Genomic DNA, 12,866 nt, shown 5'->3' with positions numbered 1-12,866 from the left:
AATTACGGACATGATCTACTTTCATATCCCGTTCTGTAAACAAGCCTGCCATTATTGTGACTTCCACTTCAGCACATCGTTGAAATATAAGGAAGAATTGCTACAAGCTCTACAAAAAGAAGTAGCGTTACGTTCGCATTATCTGGCGGACAAGACCATACCATCCATTTATTTTGGTGGCGGTACGCCTTCTTTGCTAACAGCAGGAGAAATCCAACGTCTTATAGATACCGTTGCGGCGCATTTTGAAATTGCCAACCACGCTGAAATCACGTTGGAGGCAAATCCCGACGATTTGGATAAAACAAAAGTGCAAGCGTTACGGCGCACCTCCGTTAACCGTTTTAGTATCGGCATACAATCTTTCTATGAAGAAGATTTACGTTGGATGAATAGGGCACACAATGCGTCAGAAGCCGAGTCATCTATAAAACGAGTACAAGATGCAGGTTTTGAGAACATCACCGCCGACCTAATCTATGGCTATCCCTTACTGACAAATGCCAAATGGAGATCCAACATGGAAAAGCTGTTGGCAGTTGATATCCCGCATATCTCTTCGTATGCCATGACCGTAGAACAGAAAACGGCTCTCGCGCATTTCATCCATAATGGAAAGACGCCTCCTATGCAGGAACCGCAAAGTGCCGAACAAATGAACATGCTTATCGAGACCTTAACTCAAAATGGATTTGCACATTATGAAATATCAAACTTTGCTAAAAATGGACAATACGCCAAACATAATACCGCGTATTGGCAAGGCAAGCATTATCTTGGCATAGGCCCCTCGGCACATTCGTTCGATGGAAAATCGAGAAGCTGGAACATCGCAAACAACGCACGTTATATCGAGGGCATAACAACGGAAAAACCGGTTTATGAAACAGAGAACCTATCTCGCGAAGATCAATTTAATGAGTATGTCATGACGTCTTTACGAACGATGTGGGGGATTGACCTAGAGAAAATCACACATGATTTCAGCAACGAAATGACACAACAGCTCCATACGCAGATTGCTCCTTTTGTCGAACAACAACATGTTGAGAGCGTACAAGGACGCTTTTTTAAACTGACAGCAAAAGGAAAGTTAATCGCTGACTTTATTGCATCGGAACTTTTTATTATTCCACAAAACCGCCTATAATTTACAAAACAACAAATTTTAAGGATATTTTTATAAAATTGTAAAAATACAGGTCAATAATCGTTTTATTTTTACCATTTTTTCAAATTCATGCCGTTTTATATAGAACATTTAATATGTTTGTACCGTAATCATCTATAACGATAAATTATGGTACCATTCACTACTTTTGAGCAGGAAATCAAAAGTTACCAACAACAGCAGAATGCTGCTGCTCGTCTCGCTGAAATCGTCAGCGATCTCTGGATCAATCAAGGGGTTGAACTCGTTTTATTTCGAAATAAGATCCTACATCAACGTCCTAGCTCGCTTCTCCATCTCCACAGTCATAATGCTATTTTAACAGGCATAAAACTGGATGTTTCCGAGGTGCTGGAAGTAGCGGAAATTATCCAAGAAATGGAGCTCCCTCCTGCTACTATTGACCTGGGGACGCTAACCATGGATTTTCGAAAAGGCAGCGAAGATTCTATCTACTTATTTGTCCGCAAGCGGCTAGCCTCGGCTGTACGACATCGGCCTTTCCCGGCCAAGGATGTTGTGCTGTATGGCTTTGGACGTATCGGACGACTGTTGGCTAGAGAACTTATAAACACCACCGGAGATGGCAAACAGCTGCGACTTCGCGCTATTGTGGTACGTGAAAAAATAAATACCGCCAGTTTAACGAAACGCGCTAATTTGTTAAAACGAGATTCTATTCACGGAGATTTCGAAGGTACTGTCGACATCGATGATGAAAATAACGCCCTTGTAATCAATGGCATCACCGTCTATGTATTATCTGCTAATGCTCCAGAGTATATTGACTATACCGTTTGTGGCATCCAAAATGCACTCGTCATAGACAACACGGGAGCTTTTCGGGAGCAACGGGAACTGGAACGTCATTTAGAGGCGAAAGGAGTCAGTCAGGTGCTGCTGACAGCTCCAGGAAAAGGTATACCCAATATTGTCTACGGTATCAACGAAAATGAGATCTCGCCGGGCGAAACCACCATATGTTCCGCAGCCTCCTGTACGACAAATGCAATTTCGCCTGTGTTGACTGTCATTGATAAAAAACTAGGTATAACCGCCGGTCACGTAGAAACCATACATGCTTACACGAATGATCAGAACCTCGTTGACAATATTCACAAAAAATATCGTCGCGGACGTGCCGCAGCTTTGAATATGGTCATTACAGAAACTGGGGCGGGTACTGCTGTATCAAAAGTATTACCCTCACTCGCTGGCAAGCTGACATCTAATGCAGTCCGGGTACCGATCCCAAATGGCTCGCTGGCCATATTACAATTGGAAGTCCAACAGGCGTGCACCACCGAGCGTATTCACAATATCCTATTAAATGCCGCATTAACAGGGCCACTGATCGAGCAGATCAAATATGAAAATAATCCGGAATTAGTATCTGTGGACATTGTGGGCACTACCGCTGCTGCAGTAATCGATGCGCCAGCCACTATTGTATCCGCTAACGGCAAAAATGTGGTTATCTATGTCTGGTATGATAATGAATACGGCTACGTAAACCAGGTTATGCGACTGGCTAAATACCAAGCGGGAGTCAGACAATATAGTTACTATTAAAGTCTTTCAGTTTTTATCTATTAGTGTAGTCTAATCTGACGAGAATACCTGCCCGCATTCCACGGGTAGGTTTCTTTTTATATTACATTACCCGATCAACTTCTCCGTCTCCAAATACTTCATAATAATCTGCGTAGCTCCTGCTTTTTCTTGTACATATCTTTGCGCTGCTTCCCCAGCGTTCGTTCGCTGCTCTCCGCTGGACAACAACTGCACAACACGCCGCAGTTCTTTCGCATTCCCCACTTGAAAACCGCTTCCAACCGCTATCAGATCCACCGCCTCCTGGAAACGTGTATAATTAGGCCCGAAGATAACAGGGATACCGTAAGTTGCTGCCTCTAATGTATTATGAATTCCTACGCCAAAGCCACCTCCAATATAGGCGAACTGGCCATAACCATACAGTGACGAGAGCATCCCGATATTATCGATGACTAAGACCGACGCTTTTGCTATTTCAAACGTTGTGTACTCAGCAAAACGAGAGAAAAACAATGCTTGGGGAAACAACTGTTTAATCTCCTGCAAATGGGCTTCGTGAATTTCATGCGGAGCAAGTATCATTTTCCAACCCTTTTGGGTAGCCAATAATTCGGCTAATAAACGTTCGTCGGGTGCCCACGTGCTCCCAGCCACCAACACTTGTGCATGATCGCCTAGAAATTGTTCCACTTCCGATATGGTACGACGTTGTTTAGGTAGTTCGACCACTCTATCAAATCGTGTATCCCCGGCGAGCCCTGCTTGTCTGATATGAATAGCTCTCAACCAAAGTACCGAATCCGTATTCTGAGCAAAGAAAAAACGAACGTGTTTCAATATCCCGCGAAAGAATCCACCGTACCATTTAAAGAATATCTGTCCTTCCCGAAATATTGCAGAGATAACGAATAAAGGGATAGTACGTCTATTAAGTTCGCGGAAATAATGATACCAGTACTCATATTTGGTGAAGACCGCAAATTTGGGTTTCACGATATCCAAAAAGTCTCGGGCGTGGGCTGCCGTATCTGTAGGCAGATAAAACACATAGTCTGCTAAAGGTGTGTTTTTTCGGATTTCATACCCCGATGGCGAAAAAAACGTAATCACTATTTTTTCATCCGGATATTTCTTTTTTATGGCTTCCATTACGGATCTTCCTTGTTCGAACTCGCCCAGCGATGCAAAATGGAACCATATCGGCTTGGCGTCTTTTTCAATCGATTGTTCGATGCGATCGAATAGCCTTTTACGCCCATCCACCCACAATCTGGCCTTTTTATGAAATGGCGAGAGTAAGCTTAGCAGTATGGTGTAAAGGCCTATTCCTATGTCGTAGAGAAGACGCATGTTGATAAAACCTAAATAAATTTATTTATTTTGCTCTCCTCTGCCAACAAGAAAAAATGTTACAGAGGAAAATATGCTTATATTCGTCAAAGATATTAAAACTTTATTCATTATAATGGTTCGTGGCTAAACAGAAAAAGAAACGTATACTCATAACAGGCGCCGCCGGTTTTCTAGGCTCGCACTTATGCGACCGCTTTCTGACCGAAGATTTCGATGTTATCGGTATGGACAATATGATTACAGGTGATCTCCGTAACATAGAGCATCTGTTCAAGCTTTCCAATTTCGAGTTTTATCACCATGACGTTTCTAAATTTGTACATGTTCCGGGAAAATTAGATTATATCCTACACTTTGCATCTCCGGCAAGTCCTGTGGATTATTTACGTATTCCGATCCAAACCTTAAAAGTAGGTTCGTTGGGCACACACAATCTTTTAGGATTAGCCAAGAGCAAACGCGCCCGTATTTTGGTTGCATCGACCTCGGAGGTGTATGGCGATCCATTAGTTTCACCACAATCCGAAGAATACTGGGGGAACGTCAATCCGGTAGGGCCTCGGGGTGTATACGATGAAGCGAAACGCTTTCAGGAAGCGATGACAATGGCTTACCACAATTTTCACGGTTTAGAAACGCGTATCGTCCGGATTTTTAATACATATGGCCCCCGCATGCGCCTAAATGATGGACGTGCATTACCCACTTTTATCTCGCAGGCCTTACGGGGTGAAGACCTCACCGTTTTTGGAGACGGGAACCAGACACGTTCTTTTTGCTACGTGTCAGACCAAATTGAAGGCATATTCAGGCTATTGCTCTCAGATTACGCACAACCGATGAATATTGGCAATCCCGATGAACTGACCATAAACGATATGGCAAAGGAAATCATCAGCTTAACAGGAAACCAATCTAAAATCCGTTATGTACCGTTGCCCATAGATGATCCGAAGCAGCGGCGTCCGGATATCCGTAAAGCAAATCAGGTTTTGAGCTGGGATCCCGCGGTGAATCGTCAAGAAGGTTTGCTTCAGACGATAAATTACTACAAACTATTACCTCCAGAAGAGTTAGAACAAAAAAAATTCACATATTATAATCAAGAACAATGAGCAAAATCTTAGTAACTGGGGGAACCGGGTATATCGGCTCTCACACGGTAGTAGAATTACACAATGCTGGTTATACACCGGTTATTATTGACAACTTATCCAACTCGAATATCCAAATTTTGGATCAGATAGACAAGATTATTGGTGTTCGACCGGAATTTCATCAGTTTGATTTATGTAACGAAGCTGATGTAAGAGCTTTTGTTCAAGAAAATCCAGATATTACCGGCATCATTCATTTTGCCGCCTCGAAAGCGGTCGGAGAATCCGTAGAGAAACCACTGAAATATTACCATAACAATTTCTTCTCGTTAATTAATCTCCTGAACGCCTACCAAGGCAAGAATATCAACTTTGTCTTTTCTTCCAGCTGTACGGTATATGGTGAGCCAGATACGCTACCGGTGACCGAATCCGCTCCAGTGAAAAAAGCAGCTTCACCTTATGGCAATACCAAGCAAATTGCTGAGGAAATATTGGAAGAAACGGCTGGCGCTTACGACAATTATAATATCATTGCGCTGCGTTATTTCAATCCGGTTGGCGCGCATGTATCTGCGTTGATTGGCGAACTTCCCATTGGCGTTCCACAAAATCTTTTGCCTTTCATTACCCAAACAGCGAGTGGCAAACGGGAAAAATTAACCGTCTTCGGCGGCGATTACGACACGCCTGATGGTTCTTGTATCCGCGACTACATCCACGTAGTGGATTTAGCCAAAGCTCACGTGGCCGCCATCCGTTTATTGGAAAAAGGTAACCCCAACGGCAACTATGATGTATTCAATGTGGGCACCGGAAATGGTTATTCCGTGTTAGAAGCTATTGCAGCTTTTGAAAAAGTATCCGGACAGAAGCTTAACTACGTAGTAGGACCTCGTCGTCACGGAGATATCATCAAAGTTTGGGGCGATGTAACAAAGTCGTCCGAGCAGCTAGGCTGGAGAGCGGAGTTAGGTATTGACGAGATGATGGCATCGGCATGGAAATGGGAAAAGTATTTGCAAGAAAATCCAATTGGGTAAGGAAATAGGGCGGGGAGCGGTCTCCACGCCTCCTGCCCTATGCTTGCTTCTTGTAGGCCTCGCCATAATATTTATCATTGAATCGCAGATTAGGTGTCAACCAATAGAGTTGTATAATCCGGGAATATCTGAAGTTAACTCCGGCTAGTATAATAGCTGTTAATAAACATGCTGTCAAATAAAGCCATGGTGATTCCGAACCGCCAGAGAGTATAGATACGGCGATGCAAACCGTTACAAATTCCGCCACGTTAAGTGCATAACTAACAAACATGGCAACATAGAAAAATCCGGGTTCCATTTCAAACTTCAATCCACAATGTGGACAATGTTTATTCATTTTCTGTCCTTTCAAACGAAACATGCCTCCTTCAAAAACTTTACCTGTCCGACAGCGGGGACACTTACATTGCATTGCAGCTTTAAATTTGCTAATCGTATACGCGTTGTTATTTTCCATTTATGCACGAATTAAATATGTTTTTTTCTAAATTCTTCTGGTGTTGACCCTTCCCCCTTTTTAAAGAACTTCGTAAAGTAGGAGTTGTCGTTAAAATTGAGTTCGTAAGCAATCTCTGATATTCCATAATCTTTAATCGCCAACAAGCGCTTTGCTTCTAGTAGCACCCGCTGCCGGATAATCTCGCCAGCAGATGAGCCTAATGTTTCTCGGCACAGTGCATTGAGGTGGTTCGGCGTGATGTACAATAATGCCGCGTAATCTTTTGGCAATCGCAATGATTTATAATTCAGCTCGATCAAATTCAGGAAGTTACGCAATAAGGTATGATTGTATACATCGTCTCGCAATGCCACAGGTAGATCGCGTTGCTTTTCCAGCAGATAGAAGATATACAACAGTGCAATACGCGCAAAATCCACATCGCGCATGTATGTTTGCAAACGCTGAAATGTATCTACAATCAATTCCCGTTCTGCGCTCTTCACCATAAATACCTCATCCCGTACCAATCCCGAGAAAAAAGAAAAAGACCCGATATAATCCGGACGAAGCAAGAAGGTTTTAAAAAAATCCTTATCGAAATTAACGACATAGCCATCCATCTCTCCTTCGAAAGACCAGGTGTGTATTTGACCGGGTGACATAAAATAAATCTGCCAAGGCACAATCTCAAACGTTTCAAAATCGATGGTATGCTTCCCTCCCCCTTTTGTAAAGAGTAACAAATGGTAGAAATTATGGCGATGGGGAAAAACCAATTTTTCATTTCGGGCTAAATATCCTGCTAAATCCTCTACCATAATACCTTGTTGGACATTTTCCGAAACGGTACATTGCTCTATGACAGGAACTTTTGAAATCATATACAAAGATATAGTGATATTTCCATAAACAATGGTAGAATTACAGGTTTTAATGGTGTTTTTTACTTAATATAGGTTTAAGCTCAAAGAGTTAAAAATTCTTTTTAACTTCACATCATGTCGTTACATAAGCAGCCCGAACTAAAGGAAGCCGTCTTAAATCTTCCACAAAAGGAGAAAGATAAACTGCTTGTCCGTCTTGTTGGCAAAGATAAGATGTTGATGAAGCAGCTCCATTTTCAACTGTTGGAAGATCAGATGGATCTGGAAGACCGTATCGAGAAACTCAAAGAAAGATTAACCGCCCTCTTTGCAGAGGGCAGAAATTCTGTCAAGAATATTCCGGTATATAGCAATTACAAAGAACTTCAAAGTCTTATCCGACAAGCCAGTGGAATAATCAATGAACACGAGAAAATCACTAAAGACAAATACAGCGAGATCGATTGTCGTATCTATATCCTCAACGATGCTTTCCGTCGATTTCCACGCCTTTTTGAGAAATCCGGGGTACATAGTGCTTTCAAGCTCCATGATTATGTAAAAGCACGTATCAAAATCACCACCAATAAATTTGAAAAACTGCACGAAGATTTGCAGTTTGATTTACAAGAATCCATGGAGGAGATGATGGCTTTTGCGATGGAGCATGGTTTGGCGTAATGAAGGTAGTAGAAAATTTATGTAAATTTGCAAAAACAAGATCTGGCATTACGTGGGTATACAGGAAATTCTCGATAAGTACGCGCAAAGCGAAAAGGTAAAATCACTAGTTAAAAGCATACAGGCAAAAAATCCTAAAATTCATCTTAAAGGGCTTATTGGCTCATCTGATGCGATGGTAGCCGCGGCAGCTTATACCTTGCAGGAAAGACCTTTTATCTTTATTTTACCTACACACGAGGAAGCTTCCTATTTTTTAAGTGACTTGGAAAGCATATTGGACAAACAGGTTCTATTCTTTCCTGCATCGTTCCGTAAGGCTTATGAATTCACACAAATAGACGCCTCTCATGTACTGCAACGTGCCGAGGCGTTAAGTGCACTAAACCATACTTCTGAACTGCCCAAAATGCTGGTAACCTATCCGGAAGCCATTGCCGAAAAGGTTATTAATCGAGATGATTTAGAAAAGAATACGCTGAGCATTACGCAGCAAAGCAAACTCAGCATCGATTTTATCAATGAATTTCTTTATGAATACGATTTTGAACGCGTTGATTTCGTATACGAACCGGGGCAATTTGCCATCCGTGGGGGGATTGTAGATATTTTTTCTTTTTCCAATGACCTCCCCTACCGGATTGAGTTTTTTGGAGACGATATCGAGAGCATCCGGACATTTGATGTGGAAACACAGCTTTCCGTCAGCAAGATACATACGGTCATTATTGTGCCCAATGTACAGGCAAAATTCCTATCCAATAACCATATCTCTTTATTAGATTACATTGACCGGAATAGTGCCGTCTGGCTAAAAGATGTGCAATTCACGCTCGATGTCTTGAAAGATGGCTACAAAAAAGCGTCTGAGTTCTGGAAGGCTCTTCCAGAGAAAGATATCCAGGCCAATAGCGAATGGGTAGATCCAAGGGTGACATTCACAACTGACCGCGCCTTCGGGGAGATGCTATTCGACTTTCCCAACATTGAATTCGGGAAGCAATTTTTCTACAAACCGGATCAGACAATTTCTTTTGACACACATCCGCAACCATCATTCAACAAGGATTTTAATCTATTGATTCATAATTTCAAGGAAAATGAAAAACAGGGTATACAAAATCTTATTTTTTCAGATTCTACGAAACAAATCGAACGGATTTTTACTATTCTGGAAGATATCGATAAATCCGTAACGTTCATACCGATACACCGTGGTTTCCGTGAAGGTTTTCGTGATGACGAACAAAAACTAGCTTGTTACACAGACCATCAGATCTTTGATCGATATTATAAATACAAGCGTAAGAAAGGTTATGAGCGTTCACAGGCCATCACGTTGAAAGAACTTCGCGACCTGAAGCCAGGCGATTACATCACGCATATTGACCACGGCGTGGGAAAATACGCGGGATTGGAGAAGGTAGAGGTTAACGGAAAGACACAAGAGATGATTCGCTTGGTATACGCCGACAACGATCTGCTCTATGTCAATATTAACTCCTTAAACCGTATCTCTAAATATTCCGGCAAGGAAGGTACTGTTCCTAAAATGAACAAGCTTGGAACGGATGCTTGGGATAAGTTGAAAAAGACGACCAAGAAAAAAGTCAAAGACATTGCGCGTGATCTCATTAAATTGTACGCCAAGCGAAAAGCCCAGACCGGAAATGCATTCAGTCCGGACACCTACTTACAAAACGAACTCGAAGCGTCCTTTATCTACGAAGATACACCGGATCAGGAGAAAGCGACCAATGATGTCAAGCGGGATATGGAATCGCCGCATCCGATGGATCGATTGGTATGTGGCGACGTGGGTTTCGGGAAAACCGAAGTCGCTATTCGGGCAGCTTTCAAGGCCGTAGCGGACAGCAAGCAGGTTGCCGTATTGGTTCCAACGACCATATTAGCGTTGCAACATTACCGTACATTCAGCGAACGTCTGAAAGGATTGCCGGCGAATATCGACTATATCAACCGATTCAAATCCTCGAAACAAATTAAAGACACGTTAGCCCGTCTTGCAGAAGGTAAAATCGATATTATCATTGGTACGCACCGATTGGTCAGTAAAGATGTCAAGTTTAAAGACTTGGGGTTGATGATTATCGACGAGGAACAAAAGTTTGGCGTCTCCGTCAAAGAGAAGCTCAAAGTGATGCGGGCAAATGTAGACTCATTGACCTTAACCGCAACTCCTATTCCGCGTACCCTGCATTTTTCACTTATGGGTGCACGTGATCTAAGCATCATCTCCACACCGCCGCCCAACCGACAACCTGTACAAACAGAACTGCACGTGTTTAACGAAACACTTATACAAGAGGCTGTTGCCTATGAATTGGAGCGCAATGGACAAGTCTTTTTTATCCACAATCGGGTAGCTGATCTCCCTCAGCTGGGTAATATGATTCAAAAATTGGTGCCGGGTGCACGTGTAGGCATTGCACATGGACAATTGGAGGGAGATGAACTCGAAGATGTCATGCTGAAATTCATCAATCATGAATTTGATGTATTGGTCGCGACGACAATTATCGAAGCCGGCCTAGATATTCCAAATGCCAACACCATCGTTATCAACCACGCCCATATGTTTGGTCTAAGTGATCTCCACCAAATGCGTGGCCGTGTTGGACGCTCCAATAAAAAAGCGTTCTGTTATCTGCTAAGTCCACCGCTATCGACGTTAACGAACGAGGCGTATAAGCGCTTATCTGCATTGGAGGAATTTTCGGAATTAGGCTCCGGCTTCAATGTAGCCATGCGCGATTTGGATATACGCGGCTCGGGAAACCTGTTGGGTGCTGAACAATCCGGCTTTATTGCCGAAATCGGCTTCGAGATGTATAACAAGATTCTCGACGAAGCCGTTCAGGAACTAAAGGAAGATGAATTTGGGGAGCTATTTGCCGACGAAAAGAACAAAAAATATGTGACTTTTACCCAAATAGACACGGATCTCGAGGTCATGATTCCAGACGAATATGTTACCAATATTGGAGAACGCTACAATCTCTACAACGAGATCGGAAAACTAGAAAATGAACAACAGCTGGCGGTATTCGAAAAAGAACTAGAGGATCGTTTTGGCACCATACCCAAGCCTGTTTATGAGCTATTCAATACCTTACGTTTGCAATGGCTGGGTAAACAGATTGGTTTTGAGAAGATTTCTTTTAAAAAGAATACGTTGAAAGGTTATTTTGTCAACAATCCAAAATCCAGTTATTTTGATTCTGATCAATTCGGGAAAGTACTGGCATTCGTGCAGGCACATCCAGCCATATCGAATTTAAAAGAGGTAAAAGGGCAACTTAGGCTAGCGCTCAGCAACGTCAATAGCATTGATTATGCATTGCATTTGCTAAACCAAATGATCTAAAATGCATAGGTCAGCACCTCGACGCTGACCTATGCATTTTATGTGTTTTCGCAATGCGTGCTATATTATAAACTTAACTTAACTTCTAAATGTTTGTCACTGCGTATATATGTCGATACGACGTCATACGTTAGCTCCGATTGTCCCTCTTCGGCGGTAATAATCTGTGAAGAGGACGGAAAGAGCGTTACCTTTTTGGTACCTTTACCCTCCTTCAGGTGTAGTTCAAAATACAGGTCACTCTGATTGCTAATTTCGTAATAGTTGGTTCCTGCACCTTGCGCATTCTTTTTGCTATGGTAGGCACTACCTAACGAAACACATGCGTGAAAAAGGTCCCTGATATGTTCTTCTTTACCAAACAGATAATTACTGGACCAGGCGATGGTTCTTCCTTGCGCTAACGCTTCACGGATAGCGGTGTCCGAACGATCTTCTGCCATGACCAATGTCATGGTACGATGCACGCCTTCTCTTTCGATCGCGTACTCATGCGCAATCAAATTATGAATATCTGTATTCCCTATAATGGTTAAATTTCGGTCTAATGCCCAATCCAATGCTTTTTTATGAAACCCTAAACCATTCACGACTTCTATTCCATGTAATTTTTTTTCTTGGTACATTTTTTCTACAAAAGGAATCCATTCGTATGAGCCTTCGATCTGCGTGGCCTTCCAACCGGGATGATTCCAAAATACAAACGCGTTTTGGTCTATAACAGCTTGGATGGCTTGCTCATCCAGCTCATTCGCTCTATCAGCGACAAGATTCTTATCGTTATCGATAAAAAGTGCATTGAAATGTCCCGGAGGTGTGTTTCTGGTTATCTCTGTTCCTTTAATCAAGAGGATATTATTCTCATTAGCCATATTTTTAGCTAATTCGTACGAGCGTAAATTACCAGGCTTAACATCCGCTTGATGCGGTGTATATTCGACATGTTCCGTAAAAGAAATCACATCCAGCCCTTCTTTCCAAGCTTCCTGAACACGGACGTTCGGCCATACGTGTCCATCCGTGAACACCGTATGCATATGGAAATCACATTTCAGAACCTTCATTCCGTTTACATCTGGAATAGTTATAATATTTCGTTTTTTGGTGTAACGGAATTCATCCAGACGCATGACTCCGTTGTCTGTCTGTGCCTGACTTAGGTGGGTACATAAACCCGTCAAAGCAAGTAAAAGGGCTATTTTTTTCATATTTAATGGATTGATTTTCTGACCGCAAGATATGTATATTATATAAAATACATATTAAGG

The 12,866-nt window shown here is 42.3% G+C and carries 10 protein-coding genes; 6 read left to right on the top strand and 4 right to left on the bottom strand.

Annotation, left to right across the window (positions count from 1 at the left end; genetic code table 11):
- Nucleotides 1–10 precede the first annotated feature (10 nt).
- The gene (gene hemW / locus G5B43_RS15155) at nt 11–1,150 is read left to right on the top strand and encodes a radical SAM family heme chaperone HemW (RefSeq protein WP_165295644.1); all 1,140 of its coding nucleotides are present in this window, start codon (nt 11–13) and stop codon (nt 1,148–1,150) included.
- 150 nt (nt 1,151–1,300) lie between these two features.
- A complete protein-coding gene (locus G5B43_RS15150; protein ID WP_165295643.1) occupies nt 1,301–2,743 on the top strand; it encodes a glyceraldehyde-3-phosphate dehydrogenase in 1,443 nt (480 codons plus the stop codon).
- An 87-nt stretch (nt 2,744–2,830) separates the two neighbouring features.
- Here the strand turns inward: G5B43_RS15150 and G5B43_RS15145 are convergent, their stop codons facing one another.
- Nucleotides 2,831–4,078: a 3-deoxy-D-manno-octulosonic acid transferase gene (locus G5B43_RS15145; RefSeq protein ID WP_165295642.1), complete on the bottom strand. Its 1,248-nt coding sequence runs from the start codon at nt 4,076–4,078 to the stop codon at nt 2,831–2,833.
- A 122-nt stretch (nt 4,079–4,200) separates the two neighbouring features.
- Between G5B43_RS15145 and G5B43_RS15140 the strand changes: the two genes are divergently transcribed.
- Nucleotides 4,201–5,196, top strand: a complete 996-nt coding sequence (locus G5B43_RS15140; protein ID WP_165295641.1) for a UDP-glucuronic acid decarboxylase family protein — start codon at nt 4,201–4,203, stop codon at nt 5,194–5,196.
- Nucleotides 5,193–6,221 (top strand): UDP-glucose 4-epimerase GalE, encoded by a 1,029-nt coding sequence (gene galE, locus G5B43_RS15135; protein WP_165295640.1) that lies wholly within the window; start codon nt 5,193–5,195, stop codon nt 6,219–6,221. Before G5B43_RS15140 ends, galE begins: the two co-directional genes overlap by 4 nt.
- 37 nt (nt 6,222–6,258) lie before the next feature.
- Here the strand turns inward: galE and G5B43_RS15130 are convergent, their stop codons facing one another.
- Together G5B43_RS15130 and G5B43_RS15125 are read right to left on the bottom strand one after the other, a co-directional pair.
- Nucleotides 6,259–6,561, bottom strand: coding sequence for a DUF983 domain-containing protein (locus G5B43_RS15130; protein ID WP_317167528.1), 303 nt, complete (start codon nt 6,559–6,561; stop codon nt 6,259–6,261).
- A 131-nt stretch (nt 6,562–6,692) separates the two neighbouring features.
- Nucleotides 6,693–7,547: a helix-turn-helix domain-containing protein gene (locus G5B43_RS15125; RefSeq protein WP_165295638.1), complete on the bottom strand. Its 855-nt coding sequence runs from the start codon at nt 7,545–7,547 to the stop codon at nt 6,693–6,695.
- Nucleotides 7,548–7,664: 117 nt separating this feature from the next.
- Here G5B43_RS15125 and G5B43_RS15120 point away from each other — a divergent pair, with 117 nt between their 5' ends.
- Together G5B43_RS15120 and mfd are read left to right on the top strand one after the other, a co-directional pair.
- A complete protein-coding gene (locus G5B43_RS15120; protein ID WP_165295637.1) occupies nt 7,665–8,210 on the top strand; it encodes a hypothetical protein in 546 nt (181 codons plus the stop codon).
- A 52-nt stretch (nt 8,211–8,262) separates the two neighbouring features.
- Nucleotides 8,263–11,598 carry a transcription-repair coupling factor gene (gene mfd, locus G5B43_RS15115; RefSeq protein ID WP_165295636.1) on the top strand — a complete coding sequence of 1,112 codons (3,336 nt, stop codon included), beginning with the start codon at nt 8,263–8,265 and terminating at the stop codon, nt 11,596–11,598.
- A 65-nt stretch (nt 11,599–11,663) separates the two neighbouring features.
- Here mfd and G5B43_RS15110 read toward each other — a convergent pair whose 3' ends face one another.
- A complete protein-coding gene (locus G5B43_RS15110) occupies nt 11,664–12,806 on the bottom strand; it encodes an Sb-PDE family phosphodiesterase (RefSeq protein ID WP_165295635.1) in 1,143 nt (380 codons plus the stop codon).
- Between the last annotated feature and the right edge of the window lie 60 nt (nt 12,807–12,866).

Source organism: Sphingobacterium sp. SGR-19, assembly GCF_011043555.1.
Classification (GTDB): domain Bacteria; phylum Bacteroidota; class Bacteroidia; order Sphingobacteriales; family Sphingobacteriaceae; genus Sphingobacterium.
This window is presented reverse-complemented; position numbering and strand designations above follow the sequence as displayed.

What these genes read in the sequence shown, in the direction of transcription:
- hemW (WP_165295644.1), top strand. Translation starts at nt 11, where the DNA reads ATGATCTACTTTCATATCCCGTTCTGTAAACAAGCCTGCCATTATTGT.
- G5B43_RS15150 (WP_165295643.1), top strand. Translation starts at nt 1,301, where the DNA reads ATGGTACCATTCACTACTTTTGAGCAGGAAATCAAAAGTTACCAACAA.
- G5B43_RS15145 (WP_165295642.1), bottom strand. Translation starts at nt 4,078, where the DNA reads ATGCGTCTTCTCTACGACATAGGAATAGGCCTTTACACCATACTGCTA.
- galE (WP_165295640.1), top strand. Translation starts at nt 5,193, where the DNA reads ATGAGCAAAATCTTAGTAACTGGGGGAACCGGGTATATCGGCTCTCAC.
- G5B43_RS15130 (WP_317167528.1), bottom strand. Translation starts at nt 6,561, where the DNA reads ATGAATAAACATTGTCCACATTGTGGATTGAAGTTTGAAATGGAACCC.
- G5B43_RS15125 (WP_165295638.1), bottom strand. Translation starts at nt 7,547, where the DNA reads ATGATTTCAAAAGTTCCTGTCATAGAGCAATGTACCGTTTCGGAAAAT.
- G5B43_RS15120 (WP_165295637.1), top strand. Translation starts at nt 7,665, where the DNA reads ATGTCGTTACATAAGCAGCCCGAACTAAAGGAAGCCGTCTTAAATCTT.
- G5B43_RS15110 (WP_165295635.1), bottom strand. Translation starts at nt 12,806, where the DNA reads ATGAAAAAAATAGCCCTTTTACTTGCTTTGACGGGTTTATGTACCCAC.